The organism is uncultured Methanobrevibacter sp. (assembly GCF_905235195.1).
Classification (GTDB): Archaea; Methanobacteriota; Methanobacteria; order Methanobacteriales; family Methanobacteriaceae; genus Methanarmilla.
On record NZ_CAJOKH010000061.1, the window covers coordinates 1 to 23,628 of the forward strand.

General features: G+C 25.4%; 21 protein-coding genes and 1 pseudogene. 7 read left to right on the forward strand and 15 right to left on the reverse strand.

All coding sequences use genetic code 11. The features are described 5' to 3' along the window. Window positions 1-772 precede the first annotated feature (772 nt). Entirely contained in the window at window positions 773-1,246 is a 474-nt protein-coding gene (locus tag QZ146_RS07525; protein WP_295723192.1) for a hypothetical protein, read from the reverse strand. Between the two features lie 183 nt (window positions 1,247-1,429). Next, window positions 1,430-2,817 (reverse strand): annotated as a pseudogene (locus QZ146_RS08880) (MFS transporter). Between the two features lie 255 nt (window positions 2,818-3,072). Between QZ146_RS08880 and QZ146_RS07540 the strand changes: the two are divergent. Next, the gene (locus tag QZ146_RS07540) at window positions 3,073-3,477 is read left to right on the forward strand and encodes a hypothetical protein (RefSeq protein ID WP_295723198.1); all 405 of its coding nucleotides are present in this window, start codon (window positions 3,073-3,075) and stop codon (window positions 3,475-3,477) included. 5 nt (window positions 3,478-3,482) lie between these two features. Continuing rightward, the gene (locus QZ146_RS07545) at window positions 3,483-3,845 is read left to right on the forward strand and encodes a hypothetical protein (protein ID WP_295723200.1); all 363 of its coding nucleotides are present in this window, start codon (window positions 3,483-3,485) and stop codon (window positions 3,843-3,845) included. Between the two features lie 18 nt (window positions 3,846-3,863). On the opposite strand, the gene QZ146_RS07550 is transcribed toward QZ146_RS07545, so the two are convergent. The 4 genes from QZ146_RS07550 to QZ146_RS07565 are packed head-to-tail and all read right to left on the reverse strand — an operon-like array spanning window position 3,864 to window position 6,284. Then, window positions 3,864-5,243, reverse strand: a complete 1,380-nt coding sequence (locus tag QZ146_RS07550; protein ID WP_295723201.1) for a hypothetical protein — start codon at window positions 5,241-5,243, stop codon at window positions 3,864-3,866. Further along, complete coding sequence (locus tag QZ146_RS07555) at window positions 5,224-5,541, reverse strand: hypothetical protein (protein WP_295723203.1); 318 nt, start codon at window positions 5,539-5,541, stop codon at window positions 5,224-5,226. The genes QZ146_RS07550 and QZ146_RS07555 overlap by 20 nt, the downstream gene beginning before the upstream one ends. After that, window positions 5,465-6,139, reverse strand: a complete 675-nt coding sequence (locus tag QZ146_RS07560; protein WP_295723205.1) for an ATP-binding protein — start codon at window positions 6,137-6,139, stop codon at window positions 5,465-5,467. The genes QZ146_RS07555 and QZ146_RS07560 overlap by 77 nt, the downstream gene beginning before the upstream one ends. Further along, window positions 6,132-6,284: a hypothetical protein gene (locus tag QZ146_RS07565; RefSeq protein ID WP_295723207.1), complete on the reverse strand. Its 153-nt coding sequence runs from the start codon at window positions 6,282-6,284 to the stop codon at window positions 6,132-6,134. Before QZ146_RS07565 ends, QZ146_RS07560 begins: the two co-directional genes overlap by 8 nt. Window positions 6,285-6,497: 213 nt before the next feature. Between QZ146_RS07565 and QZ146_RS07570 the strand changes: the two genes are divergently transcribed. After that, the gene (locus QZ146_RS07570; RefSeq protein WP_295723209.1) at window positions 6,498-7,454 is read left to right on the forward strand and encodes a hypothetical protein; all 957 of its coding nucleotides are present in this window, start codon (window positions 6,498-6,500) and stop codon (window positions 7,452-7,454) included. A gap of 146 nt (window positions 7,455-7,600) precedes the next feature. Here the strand turns inward: QZ146_RS07570 and QZ146_RS07575 are convergent, their stop codons facing one another. Then, window positions 7,601-8,614 carry a restriction endonuclease gene (locus QZ146_RS07575; RefSeq protein WP_295723211.1) on the reverse strand — a complete coding sequence of 338 codons (1,014 nt, stop codon included), beginning with the start codon at window positions 8,612-8,614 and terminating at the stop codon, window positions 7,601-7,603. Window positions 8,615-8,907: 293 nt separating this feature from the next. On the opposite strand from QZ146_RS07575, the gene QZ146_RS07580 reads away from it, so the two are divergent. From QZ146_RS07580 to xerA, 3 genes are read left to right on the forward strand one after another with little or no spacing between them, the layout of a single operon-like run. Beyond that, window positions 8,908-10,128, forward strand: coding sequence for a restriction endonuclease subunit S (locus QZ146_RS07580; protein WP_295723212.1), 1,221 nt, complete (start codon window positions 8,908-8,910; stop codon window positions 10,126-10,128). Between the two features lie 54 nt (window positions 10,129-10,182). After that, window positions 10,183-11,496: a restriction endonuclease subunit S gene (locus QZ146_RS07585; RefSeq protein ID WP_295723214.1), complete on the forward strand. Its 1,314-nt coding sequence runs from the start codon at window positions 10,183-10,185 to the stop codon at window positions 11,494-11,496. Beyond that, window positions 11,493-12,479: a site-specific tyrosine recombinase/integron integrase gene (gene xerA, locus QZ146_RS07590; RefSeq protein ID WP_295723215.1), complete on the forward strand. Its 987-nt coding sequence runs from the start codon at window positions 11,493-11,495 to the stop codon at window positions 12,477-12,479. Before QZ146_RS07585 ends, xerA begins: the two co-directional genes overlap by 4 nt. 104 nt (window positions 12,480-12,583) lie before the next feature. On the opposite strand, the gene QZ146_RS07595 is transcribed toward xerA, so the two are convergent. Genes QZ146_RS07595 through QZ146_RS07605 form a run of 3 tightly spaced genes read right to left on the reverse strand, consistent with a single transcriptional unit; the run spans window position 12,584 to window position 18,403 of the window. Beyond that, window positions 12,584-13,816, reverse strand: a complete 1,233-nt coding sequence (locus tag QZ146_RS07595; protein WP_295723216.1) for a restriction endonuclease subunit S — start codon at window positions 13,814-13,816, stop codon at window positions 12,584-12,586. Window positions 13,817-13,859: 43 nt separating this feature from the next. Beyond that, the gene (locus QZ146_RS07600) at window positions 13,860-15,362 is read right to left on the reverse strand and encodes a class I SAM-dependent DNA methyltransferase (RefSeq protein WP_295723217.1); all 1,503 of its coding nucleotides are present in this window, start codon (window positions 15,360-15,362) and stop codon (window positions 13,860-13,862) included. Window positions 15,363-15,370: 8 nt separating this feature from the next. Further along, window positions 15,371-18,403 carry a type I restriction endonuclease subunit R gene (locus QZ146_RS07605; RefSeq protein WP_295723219.1) on the reverse strand — a complete coding sequence of 1,011 codons (3,033 nt, stop codon included), beginning with the start codon at window positions 18,401-18,403 and terminating at the stop codon, window positions 15,371-15,373. 309 nt (window positions 18,404-18,712) lie between these two features. Between QZ146_RS07605 and QZ146_RS08885 the strand changes: the two genes are divergently transcribed. Then, the gene (locus tag QZ146_RS08885) at window positions 18,713-18,790 is read left to right on the forward strand and encodes a DNA/RNA helicase domain-containing protein (protein ID WP_365316901.1); all 78 of its coding nucleotides are present in this window, start codon (window positions 18,713-18,715) and stop codon (window positions 18,788-18,790) included. 727 nt (window positions 18,791-19,517) lie between these two features. Here the strand turns inward: QZ146_RS08885 and QZ146_RS07615 are convergent. The 5 genes from QZ146_RS07615 to QZ146_RS07635 form a co-directional block, all read right to left on the reverse strand. Then, window positions 19,518-20,690, reverse strand: coding sequence for a hypothetical protein (locus QZ146_RS07615; RefSeq protein WP_295723222.1), 1,173 nt, complete (start codon window positions 20,688-20,690; stop codon window positions 19,518-19,520). Continuing rightward, window positions 20,683-21,189 carry a DUF3368 domain-containing protein gene (locus tag QZ146_RS07620; RefSeq protein WP_295723224.1) on the reverse strand — a complete coding sequence of 169 codons (507 nt, stop codon included), beginning with the start codon at window positions 21,187-21,189 and terminating at the stop codon, window positions 20,683-20,685. The genes QZ146_RS07615 and QZ146_RS07620 overlap by 8 nt, the downstream gene beginning before the upstream one ends. Then, the gene (locus QZ146_RS07625; RefSeq protein ID WP_295723226.1) at window positions 21,186-21,803 is read right to left on the reverse strand and encodes a UPF0175 family protein; all 618 of its coding nucleotides are present in this window, start codon (window positions 21,801-21,803) and stop codon (window positions 21,186-21,188) included. The genes QZ146_RS07620 and QZ146_RS07625 overlap by 4 nt, the downstream gene beginning before the upstream one ends. 637 nt (window positions 21,804-22,440) lie before the next feature. Next, window positions 22,441-22,650 carry a hypothetical protein gene (locus tag QZ146_RS07630; RefSeq protein ID WP_295723228.1) on the reverse strand — a complete coding sequence of 70 codons (210 nt, stop codon included), beginning with the start codon at window positions 22,648-22,650 and terminating at the stop codon, window positions 22,441-22,443. Window positions 22,651-22,694: 44 nt separating this feature from the next. Beyond that, complete coding sequence (locus tag QZ146_RS07635) at window positions 22,695-23,126, reverse strand: metal-dependent hydrolase (RefSeq protein ID WP_295723230.1); 432 nt, start codon at window positions 23,124-23,126, stop codon at window positions 22,695-22,697. Window positions 23,127-23,628 lie beyond the last annotated feature (502 nt).

Below are 23,628 nucleotides of genomic sequence, written 5' to 3' on the forward strand. Positions count from 1 at the left end.
ACCATAAAAAAATAGTTCGAAGTACACAAAAAAGAACATAGACGAGTAAAAATACACAATAATTGTATAAAAATAACAATCAAATATCACCACATCTACAAAACCAACATCACACCCAATACTAGTATTGGGTCCTCATTAATTAATCAACAAAGTGATTTTTGTAAATATAAATTAATTTTGCTACATGTGGAAAATATAGTCATCATAGAAAATGTATTAAACATATTCTTAAACCAACGCCATATAACATATAGCACATACTATATACAGAAGCTTACTATTAACAAAAATTATTTGAAATAATTGCAATAAATATTAAAATTATATAATATAAAAAAATTAATATTTAATTTATATAAATATTTTAAGATAAATGTTTTTACTAAAATAAATAATAATAAAATAATAATAAAATAAATAAATAATAAAATAAAAATATGAATAAAAATTAATAAAAATAAAGAATTTAATTTGAAAATAAATATTTAAAATATTGAATTAAAATATTACTAAATTTAAATATAGTAATACTTTTGAAATTATCTAAAAAAATAAAAAAATGAAAAATATACAAAAACTCGTAGAAAATATTGCACTAAAAACTTTTAGTATATAAAGCTTATGGTTTTCATTCATAATATTTCGAATAAAATAAATAAAAAATCTCTAAAAATTTAAAAAAACTTATATAAAAATAGGTAAAAATGAACCAAATTCAAATATGAAAATAAAAAAATAAAAAATAATAAAAAATAAGCAAAAGTACAAATTAAACCGGATTATTTTTAAGTTCCTTTAATAGTTCACTTGCATATTCCTGATAGATTTTAAATATTAAACGGGTGTCTTCAAGATTTTTTTGAACATGCATATACAGATTATCTCTATCTATTTTTCCCAACCATTCAACATTTCGAATATGTGGAGTAAGAAGAGTCTCATCATAAATATAATCAGATTTAACAGTACCTATAATATAGTTTCTATTATGACAATCAAAACTTATTACATAATCACCAATATTAAAATCAAATAGTAAAATAGAGACTACATTTGTTGTATTACGTCTGTCACGTTCTGACAAGTCAGGGTAGACATCTTCTGATAATTGTCTTAAGTCTTGTTTATTTTCAACTGAAGATAAATCTTTAAAATCTGATTCTATACCAATAAAATTATTTTCTTCAAATGTTTTAAAGTGTTTAGTGTGAAAACCAGCTTTCACCATATACATATCTGCCATTTAATCACCATGAAACATAATTACTAAAGGTTTTATTATTTATTTTTTATATAGTTTATTAGTTAATGTCTTTTAAAATAGAAAATTCTAAGATTATTAAAAGAGCATTTAGCTAAATACATAATTCTCATATACTCATTACTAAATAAAATATTTTGAATATATAATAAATAAAAATTAATATTAACTTTTATCTTTAAAATGATATTTAGAAATAAACAATAACAATACACAAATTATTACCAATACAAGAGAGATAATCATAATAAGTCTCATAGATTGACATAAACCAAGAATATCATCTTGTATCTCATCATAACCTACAAATATTATACAGATAAGATTAAACATACTTAAACTTAACATTTTTCCAACTTCTTTTATAGTTGTAAGTAATGCAGAAGCATCATCTAAATCCTTATCTGATACAGATGTTAAAACATTTTTATTATTAGGTGAAGAGAAGAGTCCCTGACCAATACCCTGTAAAACAAATGCTACTATTATCATATAAAATGGAAGGGAAGTTATTGATGTAAAAATTGCTAAAGCCATAGCAATTAATACCATAGCAAGAGCAGAAATTATAGTAGGATCATGCTTATCTGAAAGCTTACCTGCAATAGGTGCACCAAATATCATTATCACCGGAGTTATAAACAGTAATAATCCAGCAGCCAAATTGTTTAATCCTAAAACAAGCTGTAAATAAAAACTTAAGACATAAACAGTAATAAATGCTACAAAATAATTAACCATTGATGCAAAATTACCAATAAGATATTCATAGTTTTTCAAAAGCTCTAAATTATATATAGGATTTTTAATCCTCTTTTCATAAAATATAAAGATTATAAGCAATATGAAAAATCCCATAAGGTAAAATATATTATTCATCCTAAAAGATGAAATTCCAAGAACAAACAATACTGTCATAAAAATATACATGAATGAACCGGCAAAATCAATAGGATTTTTTTCAACAACCCAATTATCCACTTTAATATAACGTATTAAAAACAATAGAAAGACCAATAATGGAACAATAATTAAAAATGCATATCTCCATGAAACAAATTTGAAACAAAACCAGTTACAGATGGTGCAATAGTCATTCCAACATAACCAGCAGAGCCTACAATTCCTAAAGCTTTTCCAACATCCTCTTTAGGCATTGCTAAAACAATTATTACCAAATCAATAGTAGGTAGTAATGCAATACTAGCTCCCTGTATAAGACGTGAAAAAAGAAACACTTCCATATTAGGTGTAATAGCAGACAGTACTAAACCTACAATTAAAAGAAAAATTAAAATTCTTATACTTTTTTTAAGATCAAATCTTTTAATATTTTTACTTGCAGGTATGGTAATTGCAATAATTGCTATTAAAAATATTAATGTAATCCAATTTAAAGTTTCAACAGGAACATCTAAGTCAACAGAAATATCTGGAAGAAGAACTGTAATAAAATTTGCAGTAAAAGAACATGTAAAATGGAGTAATGAAGTTAAAAGTAGAACCCACGTAGCTTGGGATTTCCAATTAATATTTGATAAATTAAACTTCATATTATGACCTTCCAAGATAAATTCATTATAAGATTAGATTTTCTAATTACCATATAGACTTTTTATATATTTTCAAAGTAAATCAGATGACTAACTAATTATATATTTCATCAATAAATAGTTTATTTAATATAAGTATTGAATTTTATTTTATTTTGAATGTGGTTTTTTAAATTTAGATAATAGAATATAAATATATAAAAATTGATATCTTATATTAAATTTATGATTTATTGGAAGGAGGATTGAATTAAAATGAAAAATGGTGAAAAATACGAAAATCCTCATTTAAATGATATTACTTTCAGCATTAAATATTCAAATATTCCTAAATTAGCTGAAAATAATATATTAAGTAATTTTGAGATAGATAATAAAGAAGAAATAATTAATTTTATTATTAAAAATATTGGCCTTATGGAATATATGGAAAAAGTAACACCAATAATAAATACTCATTTTCCAGAAGACAATTTTCGGTTAGAGTTTGAAAAAGACCCGGAAATTCCAAATTTTAATAAAATAGTAATATATATTAAAAGAGAAGATGAATCTTTTGATGCTGACTGGAAAGAGATAAAAAATCTAAATGAAGAAATTAAAAAAATATCAATTAATGATGATTCTTTGAAAAATTTATTAGTTGTAGATTTGTGGTAATTATTATGAGTTTTAATTGGAAGAAATTTCTGGAAGTAGGAAATCATTTAGAAAACTATTCTCAAGAAGAATCTTATCAACGTTCAGCCGTAGGGCGTTATTATTATTCTTGTTATCATAGTGCTAAAGATTATTTTGAAAAGGAACATTTTCCATTAGGACATCGAAACAGCCCTCATCAAACATTAATTGATTGTTTAAGGTTAGGATATAATAAAAACGAAGTGGACCTAGCTGAAGCTTTGAGTAAATTGAGAAGATATCGTAATAAAGCAGATTATTATCAGGATTTTAGGTCCAATATTCTTAAAAAAGCTAAAAAGACAACTGAAGATATTTACGTTTTGTTATCAGATTTAGAAAATTGATAAATATAAATGATAAAACTATTCTTTATTTTTAAAACTCATAACCGCTATACACTTTCTTCCAGTACATGAGGCAGATTTATTAGTTTCATCAAAGCTTAAGTATCGGCCACACTTCCAACATGTCATTGACCTTTCAACTAAAAATACAACCTTTTTAAATTTTTCTACCTCATTTAGTGTAACATCAAGATTTGAATCATCATCATGTGATAATACATTTCCTAAATATCTTGAACTATCAAAGTGTTTAAAAACTTTTTCATAATAAGATTCAATTTTAGGAGATGATTTAAAAATTTTAGAATCAAAGAAATATTTTTTAAGAGCTTTATAATAATCATCAACCATATAATGTTCTTTTAAAGGTAATGGTATTTGATTAGTACGGCATACATTCTCACAAACATATTCTAAATATCTTCTTATTGCATTACCTGCAGCATAAGCATCACCGAACTCTAAATATTTCTCTATTAATTCTTTAGTAAACATGTTTTTATTTAAATCAGGACCTGTAAACTTATCTAAATGTCTAATTTCAGCAAAAATAAATTTATGTCCTAATTTATAATTTATTGCATAGTTTTTAAGTTGTCTAAACCATAATTTACTATGTGTTGTTAATATAATTTGATAGTCCTTAAATTCCTCTAAGAGTAATGATGCAATACGTTCTTTATGATTTAAATCTACTGTCGAAATAATATCATCTAATATTATAAAGTTATATTTATTAAATTCTTTTACAAAAGCTAAAAATACACATAAACCTAATGAATCTAAGTGCCCTTCACTGGAATATGATCTTGGATCTGCAATAACATCTTTAAAGTTTAAATTTAAAGATATTCCAGTTGACCTAGGTGCTTTAATCTCAGGTGTGTTAAACTCCTCATCATCATGAATAAAATTATAGTACTCACTTACTCTTTTTTGAATATCTTCAAGAATCTTTTCAAGAGTTTTCTGTTTATTATCTTTAAATAAGGTATAAGTAGTATTAGCTAATTCATACTCTTTTTCAATAATTTTTAAATCATTTTGTAAACCTTCTATCTCATGTAAGGTAAAAATCACCTTATAGACTTTAGTTAATTCTTCATAATTATCCTTATCATTTAATTTATCAAAATCATTCTGGATTTTAGTTTTAAAATCAGTGAACTCTTTATCTAAATCAATTAAAATATTTCTGTTAATCTCAGAAATTCTCAATTCAAAGTTTGCAAGTTTATTTAAATCATCAATAAAGTAATCTAAACTGTAATCAAAATCATATTCCTTAAAATTAGATAAAATCTTATCAATACTTTTAAGAGTATAATTAAGTTTATTTAATCTTTTAATAAAATCTGAATATTTATTTTTCCAATTTTTAAGTGAATTTTTCTTCATCCAGTTCTTTTTTCTTATCAGTGATATATTTTAAAACCTCTTCATTATCAATATCATTTTTACAGATAGGACATTCTTTAAGGTTTTCATTTTCAATATATACTGAAGATTTGTTTAAAATATCTATAAGATTATTTGTAGATTTTAATTCATACAATGTAGCTTGTTCATATTCTGTAAGTAAGTCTTCAAATTCTAAATTAATAGATTGAATATCAACATTAAATAAATCTATGATATCTGCTAACTGTTTTGTATAAATACTTTTCCAAATCAGACTCTGGAGTGATTTTATCATAATCATTTTTAACTAATGTTTCATTAATCTTCTCATAGGTCTCATCAATATCTTCAGTTTCATATATTTTTAAGATTTCGGCGTTTTTCTTTTCTAAATCTTGTTTTTTGTTTTTAATCTGAGTATTAAATGAATTTTTAGTTTTATTTAAAGTATTTTCAATATTATCAAGTTCTGCAAAACCTATAATAGAGGTAATATTTTCATATTTTTTCTTAGGAGTTAGTTCTATGAATTTAAGAAGTTTCTGCCTATTTAAAAGAAATGAACCATTTGCAAAATCATCTAGAATATCATTTTCTGGAGGTTCCTCTTTCAATTTTCGCACTATTGTAAGGTCATTAATACTTGCAGTAACAGATAAATCCTCAGGATTATCTCCCAAATGAACAAGAGACTTGTCATGCTTAATTGCCTGAGTACCTTTTAATGAATCAACCTGACCTGTAAATAGAAATTCAAATGCATTAACAATAGAACTTTTACCACTACCATTTTCCCCAACAAGAACTAAAGACTTATCCTCAAAATCAAGGTAATAATCTTTTATTCCTCTAAAAGATTGGATATGAATATCATGAAGCTTAAATTCAGACATGATTTACCTCTTTTTCAATTAATTGAGCTAATGTTTCAGGGTCTAAATTATTTGCATCAATTAAATTCTTAATTTTAATAGAATACTCTTTGCTGATTTCATTATCCAAATCCTTATAAAAATTATCTAAACATTCAGTTTTCATATAATTATATCTGATACTTATAATATTTAAAATAAGATTATAATAATTAAAATATATTATAAAATAGGTAAATATTAGTATGAAACTACAAAACATTGTTGTTATGAAAAAAAATAAAATCCAAGAATAAATCATCACATTAATAAATTTCAAAAGATTTAATAAATATTAAATTAAAACATATAAGTATAACTATAAATGGGGGAAAATTGTATGAAAAATAATAGATATATTTTAGTGTATTTAGTACTAATTTCGCTTCTATGTATTGTAAGCATTTCAGCAATAAGTGGAAGCGAAAATGTAACAAAGGAAGTAATTAGTACAGATAATAATCAAAAACTTATTTTAGATGAAAACATCAAAGAAGATGTTTCACAAAGTAGTAATAATAAAGAAGTTAATTCAGCAGAAGAAAAAAATGAAGATGACTTAAAAAGCAATACAGATAAACCTAAACTAAATGAAAAACCATTAACATCTACCAAATCAAATAAAAATATTAATAGTAACAGTAACAATGCTAATAGTGTTAGTGCTCAAAAAGCAATTAAATGCAAAATAGAAACTAGCTACTTTAAAGAAAACAATAATAATCTACGACTGCACATATGGTTAAGAGGCCCCGATTATAAGTTGATTGGCGGAGTTAAATTAAAAATACATGAAACATATAAAGGAAAAAGTAAAGACCATTATGTAAGAACTCTTAGCTACAATCAAAAAGAGATAATATTCAAACATCTAGGCATAGGCACTCATAAATATGTAATTACATCTACAAATCCAAAATACCAAGCATCTACTACTATAAGAGTCACTATCCCTAAAAAAACAATAAAAACAATAATAATAAAAGCCATTGGAAAAGGATATAAAACTTCTTATAAAAATATACGTCCAGACTCCAGTTTATCTTTTTATAGGGAAATAAAACAAAGTCCAAGTACTGAAAAGTTATATGTAGAATTATGGCATCCTTATGTTAGCAGCCAACCTTATAAAATAACTAAAGTACAATATTTCTTTAAAAATGCATATAATGGAAAAGTTATAAAAAGAACTATCAGTAAAGTATATAAATCTGGTCTTATATATTATACTGCACTTAAAATCCCTGCATGGTATTATAAACCAATGGGTGCAAAAGTTTGGTATAGACCAGTATAAAAAATTATTCAAGTGTTACATAAAGTAACACTATTCTTTTTTTATTATTTTTAATTAGTTAAAAAGTAAAAATAACATAAAAACATAAAAGAGTCTAAATAACTCTATTTAACATACTTTTTTTTACATAAAACTCAAATTATATTTTATAAAGGCCAATAAATTTTTGTAAGTGGAATTAAACTTCGAGCATCATTATCGAAATTATCATAATATTGTATGATAAATTTAACGAGTCTGTCTAAGTCCATTAGGATTATAGGTATTTCAGATCTTTCTGCTTCATATTTAGCATCAGTAGTAAATCCACCAGTAGATACATATATTCCACGATTAGTTTTCTTTAAAGCACCTTTAAAACTTCTAATATCCTGTGAACCCATTGAAGTGTTTTTTCTATGTTTAACTTCAACAAAAATAACAGGATCTTCTAAACCTAAACCATCAGGTGAAGCTATAACATCCTTTCCACGGTCTGGACCTTGAGGTGAAACAATAGTTTTATAACCCATTGCACGTAACAGACCCGCCACCAAATCCTGCATTTGGTAAGGATCCAATTGATTAACCCTATCTTTAATAAATTCAATAGATTTATCCTTAATATCATCTTTTAAAATAGAAACCTCAGTATGATCCGTTGGTTCATCCTCTTCATCAATTGGAGATTTATTATTGTTGAGAACATCTAGAATATCTTTTTGAGCTTCCTCATTAATATTAAATAATGTAAGTATAGCACCTAATGTGTTTTTAGTTGAAACTGATAAATTATCTCTAGAAACTTCACCTAACCATTTAACATCACGAGTATCATTGTGTCCACCAATATAATCTATATCTTCATTTTCCAATTCTTCACTATAATAATAATCTGAAGTTATCTCTCCAACTAAATACTTACGACTAGAAGGATTATAAGATAAAACATAATCTCCTTTTACAATTTTATATCTAAATTTAATTACCTGTGAAGAAGCAATACTTAAAGTATTTTTACTTTCATCAGGATAATGTTCTTGCATAAGTCTTTTAATATCTTCTTCACTTTTACCTTTAAGGTCACCTAGACACCAACCGAGACATACAATATTTTTATGCTTAAATGCATCTATAAGAAAAGCATCTTTACCTGCCCTAACCATCCACATGTTTTTCATATATAATCACCTAGAAAATACAAATTTTAATTCAAAATTATTATAATAATATGTAATTCTTACTATATGAGTATCTATTATTTCTATAAATAGTAACATCACAACTAGTGTTATTTATTTTTTATATTAATTAGATATTTCTACATTAAATTAATATTATTTTTCATTTCATGAATAATTACAATAATGGAATTTATATTTAATTTCACTGAATTAGCTTATAGAAATTTAATTTAATAACAACAACTTTAAAAAAAAATAATTTTTCAAAAAAATATATCCAATAATAAAATTTGAGTTTAGATTTTAAAGTTTGTACAATTGGTGATCTTGGAAACATTTTTTCAGGAGGAACACCTTCAACAAAGATTAAAGAATATTGGAATGGCAATTTAAACTGGTTATCTTCAGGAGAAACAAGAAACACCTATATATACACTACTGAAAAATTTATTACAAAAGATGGTGCTGATAATTCATCAACTAAATTAGCCAACAAAGGTGATATTGTTATTGCATCTGCAGGACAAGGATTTACAAGAGGTCAATCTAGTATGTTAATGATTGATACATATGTAAACCAGTCTGTTATTGTAATCCATCCTAATGATAAAATAAATAATTTTTATTTGTTATATAATCTCAAATTTAGGTATCCGGAATTAAGACAGCTTTCTGATCATGCCAGTACTAGAGGAAGTTTAACAACAAAGATCATCAAAGGCTTAAAAATTAATTTACCCGATTTGAATACTCAAAATAAGATTGCAAATATAATACAATATTTTGATAAAAAAATTGAAACAAACAAAAAAATAAATAATAATTTTGAAAAAATACTTAAAACACTTTATAATAATTGTTTTGAAAAATTTGCAATATATGATAAAGAAAAAGGATTCAAAGAAGATAAAGATTTTGGTCAAATTCCAAAAGAATGGTCTGTTAAATCTTTAGAAGATTATGTAAATTTTATTACTGGAGTTGAACCGGGAAGTAAAAATTATTATGAAAATAAACTACCTAATACTATACCATTTATACGTGTTGGGGATTTAAGTTCTAGAGATAATTTAGTATATATTGATAAAAATTTATCTAAAAATAAAATTCTCGAATTTGAAGACATTGTTTTATCATTAGATGCAACAATAGGAATTGTGAAAATGGGGTTAATTGGATCATATTCTACTGGAATGAGGAAACTAGTAATCAAAAATAAGGATATTAACAAAGCTTTTTTATATTGTTTAGTTAAATCTGACAGAATTCAAAGAACACTTGAAACATTTGCAACAGGAACCACAATATTACATGCAGGAAAATCCATTAAACATATGAAATTTTTATTGCCTGATAAAGAAACAATGCAAAAATTTAATGAAATTGGTCAACCTATATTATTAAAAATATTAGAAAATCAAAAAGAAATTGAAAAATTAACGAAATTAAGGGATATTCTACTTCCCAAATTAATGTCTGGAGAAATTGATATTTCTAAAATAAATATTTAATAATTTAAATCAATATTACTTAAATTACTATAAATTAAAAAATTATAGTAAAATTTGAGTTTAGAATGGGAAACATTTGAATTAAATGATATTTGTATATTGAATAAAAGTTCCTATTCAAAAAAGGATGATTGGAAATTTATTAATTATTTAGATACTAAAAACATAATTAAAGGAAAAATAAATGAAATAAAATATTTAAATCCTAATGAAGATGCTATACCTAGTAGGGCTAAAAGAAAAGTAGAGAATAAAGACATTATTTATTCAACAGTTAGGCCAAATCAGGAACATTATGGTTTAATAGAAAATCCTCCAGAAAATTTCTTAGTTTCTACAGGTTTTACTACCATAACAGTTGATACTAAAAATGCAATTCCTGAATTTGTATATTATTTCATCACTCAAAATCACATTACGGAGTCTTTGCAGACTATTGCAGAACAAAGTACTACTTCTTATCCTTCCATTAGACCATCCAACATCGGTGATTTAATTATTTCTTTACCTAATTTACACAATCAAAAGAAAATATCTTCTATTTTAAGAAATATTGAACAAAAAATCAAAGTTAATGGGGAACTAAATAATAATTTAGAAAAGATAGGGCAGACTATTTTAAATGAAAATTTTTTTATTTTTTCAAAATATTCTGATGATTTATTAATTGATACAGAAATAGGAAAAATTCCAATAAATTGGAGGACATACAAGCTTAAAGAGTTATTTAATCATATAAAACCTGGTACAAATTATCAACCTAATCGTGTAGAAGAAGGAATTCCATTTTTAAATGTGAAAAATATTAATTCAGGGTTTATTGATTTATCAGATGTTAAATATATCTCTGTTGAAGATTTTAAAAAGGTTCATAAAACATGGGTTCCTGAAGAAAATGATATTTTAATATCAAGAATTGGAACATTAGGTTTAGTCACTGTAATTAATAAAGAGGATTTGCCACTTGCAGTACATTATAATTTTATTAATGTTAAATCAGATAAATTACCTCATCAATTTGTGTATTTTTTGTTTAAATCAAATAATTTTCAAAGAAAATATCAAACTATTAAGAAATATTCAGTCCAAGAATATGTAACAATTGATGATTTTTCAGAAATAGAAATAGCATCACCTAATGACTTAGATGAATTAAAATCAGTATTTGATTTATTTGTTAATCTTTTTGATAACATTCAGAAAAATATTTTAGAGATAAAAAAATTACAAAAATTAAGAGACACTTTACTTCCAAAATTAATGTCTGGTGAGATTGATGTCTCACAGATAAATTGTGATTTGAATTTAATAATTAAAAAAATCATATTAAAATTCATAAACCCTATTTTATGGAGAATTTTAATATGAAAACAAAAATTATATCAAAAATTCAAAATCAAATGAAACCTTTTTTAAACCAAGGACAATATTTAAAATTAACAAATAGTTTATTAAACTCATTTAAGGATATTGAAATATTGGACAATAATAATGACTCAAATGAATCAGACAACAATAAATTACTAACATCATTTTTATCTGCAAAACAAGTAGAAGGAAGATCCGAAAAAACATTAATCTATTATAAATCAACTCTAGAAAAAATGTTAGAAAAAATTAACAAACAAGTATACAACATCACCACCGATGATATAAGAAAATATTTATATGAACATAAACAAGAAAAAAACTCATCAAAAATTACAATAGATAATATAAGAAGAATATTTTCAAGTTTCTTTTCCTGGTTAGAAGATGAAGATTATATACTAAAAAATCCTGTAAGAAGAATACATAGAGTGAAAACAGGAAGAGTTGTAAAAGAAGTACTAACAGATGAAAACTTAGAAATATTAAGAGACCAATGCAAAGATATAAGAGATCTAGCACTGATAGAAATACTAATATCAACCGGAATAAGAGTAGGAGAACTAGTGAAATTAAATATTGATGATATAGATTTTTATGAAAGAGAATGTGTAGTGTTTGGAAAAGGAGAAAGTGAAAGAATCGTATACTTTGATGCACGAACAAAAATACATTTAATTGAATATTTAGAATCCAGAAACGATGAAAATCCAGCGCTTTTTGTATCATTAAATAAACCAAATAAACGACTCGGAATAAGTGGAGTGGAAACAAGACTAAGAGAACTAGGGAAAAAATGTAACATCCCTAAAGTACATCCTCATAAATTTAGAAGAACACTTGCTACAAATGCAATCGATAAAGGAATGCCTATAGAACAAGTACAAAAATTATTAGGACATGTTCAAATAGATACCACTATGCAATATGCTATGGTAAATCAAAGTAATGTAAAAATAGCTCATAGAAAATTTATTAGTTAAATAAAAAACTAAATTATTATCAATGAAACTTTATTAATGAATATAACTATTGTTATTAATAGATAATTATAATATAATTTATACTAAAAAGCAAAGTAAGAAATTTATTCTAAATCACAATTTATCTTGGATACATCAATCTCACCAGACATTAACTTAGGAAGTAATGTGTCTCTTAATTTTTGTAATTTATTAATTTCATTATAGCTATCTCTAATTTTTTCGATGATTGGAAAAACTAATTGATGAAATTCCTTTAAAACATTTTCTGGAGGAATAACAATATCCATATCTCCTAAACCATTATCCCAGACAGCATACGGCATTGTTGTTCCTTTTGAAGTATTTTGAGCATATTTTATAGTTTGTTCTAAATTACATAATAATAAAAGATAACTTAAATATTCTTCTTTCTTAGGTTTTAAAACAAAACAAGTTGATCGAGTAACTCCCCTGCATGGTGAAATAACAACTCTATGAAAATAAACTCTCATTGCTCCAATTAAAATATCATTTTTATCAAAAGTGATTAAACTGCTATTAGCTTCTTCATCAGATTTTAATTCAGATATACCTAATGAATTCATAGGTATAATATCAATTGGAAGATACGGCAAACCATTTGTTTCTGATGCTTTTATTGGATTTTTTGTTAAGATTAACAAATCGCTTAAAACTCCACATTCCCATCCTTCAGGAATCTCTCCTAAATCTGTCTGTGTAAATTTTAAATTACCAAATTTCTCAAAACTAATAAACCAATAACTGAAAATTGTATGAAGCAATTGTTCTAAATTATTATTTATTTCTTTGTTAATTTCAATTTTTTTATCAATGGCTGTTAAAATAGATAATATCTTTTTTTGATCAGAAGTGTTTTTAGGAACTGGTATTTCTAAGTTTCTTAAATCTTTTAATGGTAAAATTAATTGAGTTGTTCCTTTTGATAATGATTTTATAATTTGTTTTCCAATTGGAGAATTAAAATAATAATATAACCATAATGATTTAATTTTATCATTTGTTTTAAAGATTGCAACGCTACGTTGGAATGTGTAATTATCTTGATAATTTTTGATTATAGCAGTTCTGCCGATAGTCCCTGCAACAGTTAAAAGAACATCATAATTTTCTAATTTATAATTTTTGTGAATTTTATTAAAGTCATCTTCTGAGATAATTCTAGAATTATCTTTAATATGAACATTACCATCAAGAATATCCTTTGCACTTAATAAATATTTTCCAGTTTCTTGATTGGTATGTGTACCATGAGTTCCATCTGTAATGTAAGTACAATAATCCTCAGAAGAAATTAAATTAAATTCTAAACTCAAATTTATCTTTTAATTTTTAAAAAAAAAAATTCTAAACTTAAATTTAGAATTCAAATCCAATCTCCTTTAAACTTTGGCGAATTTTAGATTCAAGTTCATTAGATTCTTTAAATAATTCATCAAGCTCAGATGTTAAAGTTTTCATCTTCTCTTCAAAAGGAATACCATCATCTTCTTCTGGTTTAAAACCAACATACCTACCAGGAGTTAAGATAAAATCATGTTTTTTAATTTCATCTAAATCACTGACCTTACAGAATCCTTTTTCATCTTCTAAACTACCATCAACAAATTTATTATATGTTTCTGCAATTAAATTTATATCCTCATCTGTTAATTCTCTTAATTTACGAGAAACCATAGTTCCCATTTCACGAGCATCAATAAACAATGTTTTACCTTCTTGTTTTTTATCCTTATTTAAAAACCATAAACATACAGGAATTCCAGTAGTATAGAATAATTGTGTAGGTAATGCTATAATACATTCTACTAAATCATCTTCAACTATTTTTTGTCTGATTTTTCCTTCACCAGATGTAGTTGATGAAAGTGAACCATTAGCTAAAACCAGACCTATTTTACCTTTAGGAGATAAATGATGAATCATATGTTGCATCCATGCAAAGTTTGCATTTCCTTTAGGAGGAATACCATATTTCCATCGAACATCATCTTGTAAATTCTCTTGACCCCATTTTTTAAGGTTAAATGGAGGATTTGCCATTACATAATCTGCCTTTAAAGTAGGATGTAAATCATTTAAAAATGTATCTGCTTGATGCTCACCTAAATTTGCATCAATCCCCCTTATAGCTAAATTCATCTTAGCCATTTTCCAAGTTGTAGGATTAGATTCCTGTCCATATACAGAAATTTTATTAATATTTCCACTATGATTTTCTATGAAGTTTTTAGATTGTACAAACATTCCACCAGAACCACAACAAGGGTCATAAACACGACCATCATAAGGTTGAAGAACTGAAACTAATGTTTTTACAACACACGCAGGAGTATAAAATTCTCCTGCTTTTTTACCTTCTGTTTCTGCAAACATACTTAAACAGTATTCATAAGTACGTCCTAAAATATCTTTTTTATCTCCTTTTACAGACATCTGTACATTTGTAAAAATATCTATTACAGCACCTAGTTTCTTTTTATCAAGTTCTGGTCTTGAAAAATTTTTAGGTAAGATTCCTTTTAATGATTTGTTAGAATCTTCAATGGCTTTCATTGCTTTATCTATAGTTAAACCATTATCTTCTGAATTTGTTTTCTTAGCAATTTCACTCCAACGAGCTTCAGGTGGAACGAAAAATATATTTTTATATGTATACTCATCAATATCTTCTTCAAATCCTTCTCCTTCTTTAACTAGTTCCTGATACCGTTCTTCAAATTTATCTGATAAATATTTTAAAAAAATCAATCCAAGTACTACATGTTTATATTCTGCAGCATCCATTGAACCTCTTAGTTCATCTGCCGCCTCCCATATTTGTTTTTCAAAGCCTATTTCAGTTATATTATCTTTAGCCATATTATCACCTATATTGCTTCATCAGCCCATAACTCACATTGTTGTATAACTTTATCAAGTGCAAATTGCATTTCATTTGGAGGATAATCATATTTTTTCAGCAATCGTTTAATAGTTCTGCGCATATTTGCACGTGCAGATTCTTTTTTCTGCCAATCAATAGTCCTATTCTTTCTTAAAGATTCTGTTAACTCCTGAGTTATTTTGATTAATGTTTCATTATCATAAAATTCTGTAATGTTTTCAGGTAAAGAAATCGCATTATAGAAAGCTAATTCTTCTTCAGTTAAACCTAATTCTTCACCTTCTTCATGTGCATTTTTAACTAGTTTAGCAATTTTAATTAATTCATCTATAACCTCATCATTTGTAATATGTCCATTAACATAATTATTCATAGTTTCTTTTAATAACTCAGAAAATTCTTCTGATTTTACAACATTGGTTTTCTTATATCCTTTTACTTGCTCATTTAGCAATTTTTCAAGTATAGAAATAGTGAGGTTTGATGAGTCTAATTTGTGTATTTTTTCTAAAAAGTCAGGATCAAATAATGATACTTCATTACTTACATTAATAACATTAATAACCCCTGTACTTTTAATGGACTGATTTAATAAATTTGAAATCTGTTCATTAATCTCATGAATTGATAATGTTACATCAGAAGAAATTTTAACAATAACCGTTCTCACTGCTTCAAAAAAAGCATATTCAAATCTTTCATTTTCAGTGACAATACTTCTACATAAAGACAACCATTTTTTAAGTTTTAAGGATTCTTTTAAAAATGATTTTTTAACATTCTCTCTAGATACATCTTCCATGAAATTTACTCCACCAGAAATAACTTTTGATCTTTCTAAATCACTATCAGCGAAGAATTTAGAGTAATCATATCCATGGAATAAATCTTTACATATTTCCAATTTTTCTTGGAATTTAGGGTATGCTACATTATGAATATCCATATCCCCATAATTTTTATTATCTCTTTCAGTATATTCACTCATTGCTTTTTTAAGTTCAGAAGCAATTCCAATATAATCTACAATGAGTCCTCCTTCTTTTCCTTTAAAGACCCTATTTACTCTTGCTATAGCTTGCATTAAATTATGGCCTTTCATAGGCTTGTAAATGTACATCGTAGAAAGGGATGGAACATCAAATCCAGTAAGCCACATATCAACTACAATTGCAATTTTCATAGGATCTTCATCATCCTTAAATTTCTTTTCAAGATTTTTCTTATATGATTTATCCCCAATAATATTATACCATTGTTCAGGATCCTTATTAGACCCACTCATTACAACTTTAACTTTCTCATTCCAATCAGGACGTAACTCCAATAGTTTTTCATACATTTTTATTGCAATTGAACGTGAATAAGCAACAATCATAGCTTTCCCACTTAACTCTTGAGCACGATTATCTTCATAATGTGTCACAATATCATTACAAATATCATCAATAATTTCAGGAGCACCTAATAAAGATTCCATTTTACTTAATTCTCTTTTACTCCTTTCAATATTATATTCTTCAGCCTGTTGGCTTAATTCCCAATATTTATCATCAATCTGTTTTAAAATAGATTCATCTAACTTAATCTCTGCAATACGACTTTCATAACTTATAGGAACAGTAGCACCATCTTCAACAGATTGTGTCATATCATAAATATCAATATAATTTCCAAAGACCTCTATAGTACTTTTATCTTCTTTAGAAATTGGTGTACCTGTAAAGCCTATATATGTAGCATTTGGTAAGGCATTACGAATTTTACGTGCTGAACCAATCGTAATTTTACCAGTTTCAGGATTAACTTTCTCTTCAAGCCCATATTGACTACGATGAGCTTCATCAGAAATTACAATTACATCCTTTCTATCTGTTAATGAAGCATCATACTCATCAAATTTCTGCATAGTAGTGAAAAATATCCCATTAGCTTGCCTATCATTTAACAAATCTTTTAAGTTTTTCATACTTTTTGCTTGAACAGGAGTTTGTCTTAAAAAGTCACTACATTTTGCAAATTGTGAAAATAGCTGATCATCTAAATCATTACGATCAGTAATCACAACAAAAGTTGGACTTTCAAGGATTTGTTGAAGTTTATTAACATAAAAGACCATTGATAAACTTTTTCCACTACCCTGAGTATGCCAAAATACTCCAGCTTTACCATCCGTTTTAATCGCATCAAGTGTAGATTTAACAGCCTTATTAACAGCAAAATACTGATGATATGCACTAAGAATTTTAATCTTCTTAGAAGAATCATTAGAAAATAAAACAAAATTTTTCAATATATCAATAAATCTATTTCTTTCAAAAATACCCTCAAAGAAAGTGGTGAAATCTGCATATGCAGTTGTTTCATATCTTCCATCAGTAGTTTTCCATTCCATAAAACGATCTTCTGAAGATGTGATTGTTCCCGCTTTTGATTTAGATAAATCACTCATTACACAAAACGCATTATAATTAAAAAGAACAGGAATAACCTGCATATATTTTTTTAATTGATTATAAGCTTCAGAAGTATCTGTATCATCTCTTGAAGGTGATTTAAGTTCACAAACAACTAAAGGAAAACCATTAACAAAAACAACAACATCAGGCCTTTTTGTCTCTTTATCAATTACAGTCCACTGATTAATAACTGTAAAAATATTGGACTCTAAATTATCATAATCAATAAGTTTAACAATAGTAGATAATTCTTCACCATTTTCCCAATAATTAACAGAGACACCATTTTGAAGATAAGTCATAAATTTATCATTCTTCTCTTCTAAAGAACCAATACCCCAATCTTCAAGCATCTCAATAGCTTTATCAATAGCAACAGAACTTAAATCATTATTAATCTTATATAAATTTTCTAAGTCCCTTTTAAACAAAGGATTTTTATAGTCCCTTTCTATATCATAACCTTGATAAATATTATATCCCAACCTTTCAAATAATTCCAATATAGACTGTTCATAAGAATCCTCATTATAAATTGAAATAATTATCCCCCACAAAAATTAGTTAAAACAATTAATATACTATTTATAATAAGTTGTTATTATAGTTAATCAAGAATTAAAAATGCATTATTAAAAAGACAGCATAAAAGAAATTGCGAATAAAATATTTTAAATAGACTTTTCTATTTGTTTATAAATTTATTAAATCGAACATTGAAAAATCAGACCTTCCAAAAAACTTCAAGACACAGTATATGTTAAATGGAAATAAATTCTTCCATATGTTGATGAACAGAAAGTTGCTTATGAAATAGTAATGGATATGGCATGTGAAGTTATATTGATGATAAAAAACGTGTATTAATAGTTGAAGGAGGCCCAGGTACAGGTAAATCTGTAGTTGCAATAAACCTTTTAGTTGATTTATCAAGATTAAAATAATCCGTATAATTATGAGATAGTCTAAATTTAAAAAGAACTTCTTTTTTGAGTTCATAACACCTTTCTACATCCATACCATAATATTTTTTTTTTAAACTCATTTTCAGGAGAGAATGGTTTGATATCTAAAACACATTTTAAAAAAAAAGGTGCTAATTAAAAAGGTTTTAAATCAACACTTGAAATAGGATTGTAAGAGGTATGTTGTTTTAAAATATTATTTGAAAATTCAGAACCAAATTTTTGGCTTATAAATTTAGCTTATCTTGAAACTAAATTATCTAAATAATCATTATCTTCATAGCTAATCCCATGAGCTACGCATAATCCTTTAAAATAATTTTGCATAAGTACATGTAATCTATCTAAAATGAATTCCGGTTTTTCATTTCTAATAGATTGGGTAATATCTTTAATGAGATTATCTATTTTTTCTTCATTTGTATTACCAACAATTAAATAATCAGGATTTTGATATTTGTCTAAAATCTTTTTTTTGCTTTTTTGAGTTGTTTTTCATTAACATCATAATTTTCATAAGCCATATTTTCATCATATCAATTAATTCACTAAATACTCTTATTACATTGCTACAGATTTATAATGACAGAAATATATTAAAGTTTTTCCTTTTGAAGAACTTCCCATTTACTTAAATTAATTGAGACTCAAATTTAGAACATTAACTAACATAATAGTAAATTATTTGGATATATTAATTTAATTCTTATAATAATCTATTTAAATTAGAACGATATTCTTTGAACTTATCTAAAGAATCTCTAATCTGATTTTTAGTATTAATATATTCATAAGCTGATTCAGTATGATTCAACATATTTTTATACTTGTTCGCTTCTAAACCTATGCGTTCAGAATTAAATAATTTTTGAGAATGATAAGCTCTAGTTTTAATAATGGTCGGGTCAAAACAATTTAATGGAATATCGGTTTCATCGTAAGGATACATCTTTTTAATTTCTTCAATATCAGAGAATTTGTAATGACCGTAATCTTCAGTATTGAACAATCTAATATTCAAGTCATTGTCTGCTCTTTCTTTTAATTTTTTAGCAATATCCGGACGCATTTTTGATGGAATATGAGAATCACCCATCACATCAAAACCATAATTATAAACAGCAATGTCATTTCCTTTAATAATAGTTGATCCTTTACTGACTTTTCCTCTTTGAGTATTGCAAGAATATATAAAAGATTCGTTAGAAATATCCAATTCTAAAGTCTTGGTAATCATTTCCCTGATTTTGACTTTAAATGTTTTATGTATTCTTCCTTGAAAATCAAAAGCAAATGAAGTAATATCATTATCATAATAAAAATCAATTAAAAAACCAATTAAGGTTGAAGGCATTGTAGCAGGAACAACTCCAAGAATAGGCTTATTATTTAATCGATTAATCGAATCAATACATTTTTGCATAAACTCCACAAACAAATTAAAATCCGACATACCCTCATCACTTTTGAATAAACCTTGAACTAAAGGCAATGGAGTAATATCTGAATAAACATAAGAAATATTGCTTATAAAATCAATCTCATTATTTTTTGGTAATCTTAAATCCGGAAGTTGAATAAAACAAATATTAACTTCTTTATCTTTCTCTGTTTTATTCAAGGAAGTATTAATTGTTTGATAAATATTTGTTTCATCTTTTTCTCCAGAACAATATTTTTTGATATCTTCTATTTTCATTGTTTTGAATATTTCATTTACTCCTTTAACTCTATTGTCCATAGGAACATCTTGCCGTAGACTAGGCATATTAATTGCTTTTATTGGAGTTCTTAAAGTCTTATTATTAATTTTAAGTTTTTCAGAACGTATGAATAAATTTTCATCAATTTTCTGATGTGAAACTTGTACTTTAGGCATTAAATTCCTCCAAAATCTTATCTGAAATTCTAAATTCGGACTGTCTGATTTTTTCAATAAGTTCCTTAGGTTTTTCAATCAATCCTTTTTCTTTAAGAATCAATAATAATCCTATGGACCCTTTAACATTTAATCCTAATTTAAAAGCAATTTTTCTAGCATCTTTATCATCAAGGACACAATAATAATCTAATGATTGTTCCTTATATTTTAACGCTAGGCTCATTATACTTTTTTCACCCTTTCCTAAAAAGAAATACCTATTTTCAAATAAACTGTTTATTTTAGAATCTTTTTTAATAATTATTTCATTGTTGATTATTTTTTCGAGATTATAATTTTCATTGAATTTTGAAGGGTCACTTTTAATATAATACTCCTCTTCAACTTGAGGGGTGATGACCATAATTTCTCCTGTTTCGGAAAAAGTAATGATGAATTCGTATTCTGGAATATGTTCAAAAAATAAGATGAGGCTTGAAGTATCCATTAATTTCATATTAATAGCTCCACTTTTATATTTTTAGATTTTAACAAATTCATGAATTGACCATAATTTAATCCAGATATTTCTACGGCTTTCTCTAAACTAACCTTACCCTTCTCATATAATCCTAATGCTAGTTTTTCACGTTTAGCCCATATTTTATCTTTGATTAATGATTCTTCCGTCATTTCAGGAAAAGAGAAATATGTTAGTGCCAATAATTCATCATTAGTTATACCATGACATAATTCTTTCATTTCTGAGATTAAATCATAATCAAGATTTAATTGTTCTTGTTCTAAGAATTTTTTTCCATATTCTCCTATGCTGTATATAGTATTGTTGTCTTGACTTCTATGTTTAGCTGTGATGAGCTTCATTTGACTCATATCTTCTAGGTACCCCATTATTACATCACTGTTTGGACCATAATTGTCTGCTTCAAATTCAAATATTTTCTCTAATGAAGGAACATTTAGAGATATAAAAAATAATTCTTTCATTAAACGGGTTTTTCCATTAATAGGTTCTTGATTATTATCATATAAAAGGGATAATAAATATTGTTTTCCCAAATCATTTTTTAATTCATCAAATAATTTTTTCAGGACTATTTTTGGTATCATAAAAATTCCTCCATAAATTTATTTAACAAAAATTGGTATATATGTATATTTTTCAAATTTTTAATATATCTATATTTTTGTTTCCATTTTCGAAATTCTTAATTTGTAAGTTTTGTAAAATAATTTTTTAAGAATTAAAATAAAGGACTTGCCCAAATTAATTAATAAGATTTGGCTGTAAAAAGAGTATCCTCCCTATAATATTTTGAATGTTTAAAGATTTTATCTTTAGAGTACTATTGAATTGTTATATTAACTGTAAGATTACAACCCCCATATCCTCTATTTGACTTATAATTAATTATTACAATGTAGTTTCCAGATTTAAAATTAATACTTAGATTAACTTTAGCAGATTCATCACTTGTCCTATAATAAGTGCGATTATTTTTTTATAGAAATACACATAAAACACATAGCAGAATAAATTATCTACATTTATTTTTAAAAATAATAAAATATATAAAGTTTTTTATTAATTAAAGATTGATAAATTTAATTTAAGAAATAATATTAATTATTAATTAATATTTTAAAAATCAGAATTATTTTAATTAATTAAATTTTTTTAATAATGAAAATTATTTTAAAAATAAAATACATATTAAAAGAAAATTTATTCAAATATTTACTTATATTAACCATTTGACTGTGAACTGTCATAATTACTTAATAAAAACGTCGTTCGATTATCATAACGATTAATTGTTATATTTTTCTCCTCATCCTCATTAATATCCACATCTATGTTAATGTGAACATTTTCATCATCATAAGTTATATTAGAACTATTTAATGGAATATTAGTATTATTGCTAAGATTATAAAAATTTACTGGACTCCCCATGCTTATTTCGGGTGCAGCAATTAATAAGCCAAAAACAAACAGTGTTAAAATAAGTAAGAGAGTGAAAATATGGCATATTCCCCGTCAGATCCTAGTTTAATTCCACCATTGATTTTATTATATAACTTATAATAATCCTTTTTGATTGGGGAAAATAAAGGATAACCACTAGGATTTAATAAATCTAGAATAATGTGGGATAAAAAACCAGAAAATATTGCTAAACCAATTAAAAAATTAAAATACATGACCATTAAAGGAATAATTAAAATAAAAATACTATGTAACTGTCTGTGATGACCCTTAAAAAATCCATACTCCAGAGGATCTAATATTATTGAAGATATAATAACTAGTATAATGAATTTTATAAATTCAAAAAAATGATTAATGAAAATTAAATTAAAAGGTCTAAGTACAATAAATATCAAAAGTCCAATAATCAAACCTGCAACAATATGAGTTTTCTTTCGCATAATAAACCATCTTTCAAAGTTACTTTCTACAAAATTAAATTATATTTTTTTAAATGCGTAATTCTCATATTTATACCAGCTAGTAATAATCCATATTGTACCTAAAATAGTGAATGTATATTTAAAGTCAACTAAAAATCTGATGCTAAATATCCCATTCCTAAAATTATTGCAATGAATAAAAAATAAGGTTGTTTAATAGCAGTATATTTGAAATCTTGCTTATTAATCCAAAAAAATAAAGCAATATACCTTTCTCCACTTCCTGTGAAAACTCTGTTTCATAGGTGTTAGCTACAATATAAACATTTCTCATATGAACTAAAGTATAAAATAGTATATAACTATCATAACGTATAGAACTAAAATTATCAATCAACAATACTAAAGATCATCTTTTTTAAAAAAAAAAACATAATCTCAATCAATTAGATTATTCAAGACTCGAATCTAATATTAGATAATATACTTTATAAAACCTTAATTTATTTGTTACCTTCTG

Bases quoted from the DNA above. Each gene is read 5' to 3' on its own strand.
- xerA (WP_295723215.1), top strand. From the start codon at position 11,493: ATGAAAACAAAAATTATATCAAAAATTCAAAATCAAATGAAACCTTTT.
- QZ146_RS07550 (WP_295723201.1), bottom strand. From the start codon at position 5,243: ATGAAGAAAAATTCACTTAAAAATTGGAAAAATAAATATTCAGATTTT.
- QZ146_RS07615 (WP_295723222.1), bottom strand. From the start codon at position 20,690: ATGCCTAAAGTACAAGTTTCACATCAGAAAATTGATGAAAATTTATTC.
- QZ146_RS07555 (WP_295723203.1), bottom strand. From the start codon at position 5,541: ATGATAAAATCACTCCAGAGTCTGATTTGGAAAAGTATTTATACAAAA.
- QZ146_RS07540 (WP_295723198.1), top strand. From the start codon at position 3,073: ATGAAAAATGGTGAAAAATACGAAAATCCTCATTTAAATGATATTACT.
- QZ146_RS07575 (WP_295723211.1), bottom strand. From the start codon at position 8,614: ATGAAAAACATGTGGATGGTTAGGGCAGGTAAAGATGCTTTTCTTATA.
- QZ146_RS07600 (WP_295723217.1), bottom strand. From the start codon at position 15,362: ATGGCTAAAGATAATATAACTGAAATAGGCTTTGAAAAACAAATATGG.
- QZ146_RS07560 (WP_295723205.1), bottom strand. From the start codon at position 6,139: ATGTCTGAATTTAAGCTTCATGATATTCATATCCAATCTTTTAGAGGA.
- QZ146_RS07635 (WP_295723230.1), bottom strand. From the start codon at position 23,126: ATGCGAAAGAAAACTCATATTGTTGCAGGTTTGATTATTGGACTTTTG.
- QZ146_RS07525 (WP_295723192.1), bottom strand. From the start codon at position 1,246: ATGGCAGATATGTATATGGTGAAAGCTGGTTTTCACACTAAACACTTT.
- QZ146_RS07630 (WP_295723228.1), bottom strand. From the start codon at position 22,650: ATGGGGAGTCCAGTAAATTTTTATAATCTTAGCAATAATACTAATATT.
- QZ146_RS07565 (WP_295723207.1), bottom strand. From the start codon at position 6,284: ATGAAAACTGAATGTTTAGATAATTTTTATAAGGATTTGGATAATGAA.
- QZ146_RS07620 (WP_295723224.1), bottom strand. From the start codon at position 21,189: ATGAAATTAATGGATACTTCAAGCCTCATCTTATTTTTTGAACATATT.
- QZ146_RS07625 (WP_295723226.1), bottom strand. From the start codon at position 21,803: ATGATACCAAAAATAGTCCTGAAAAAATTATTTGATGAATTAAAAAAT.
- QZ146_RS07570 (WP_295723209.1), top strand. From the start codon at position 6,498: ATGAAAAATAATAGATATATTTTAGTGTATTTAGTACTAATTTCGCTT.
- QZ146_RS07545 (WP_295723200.1), top strand. From the start codon at position 3,483: ATGAGTTTTAATTGGAAGAAATTTCTGGAAGTAGGAAATCATTTAGAA.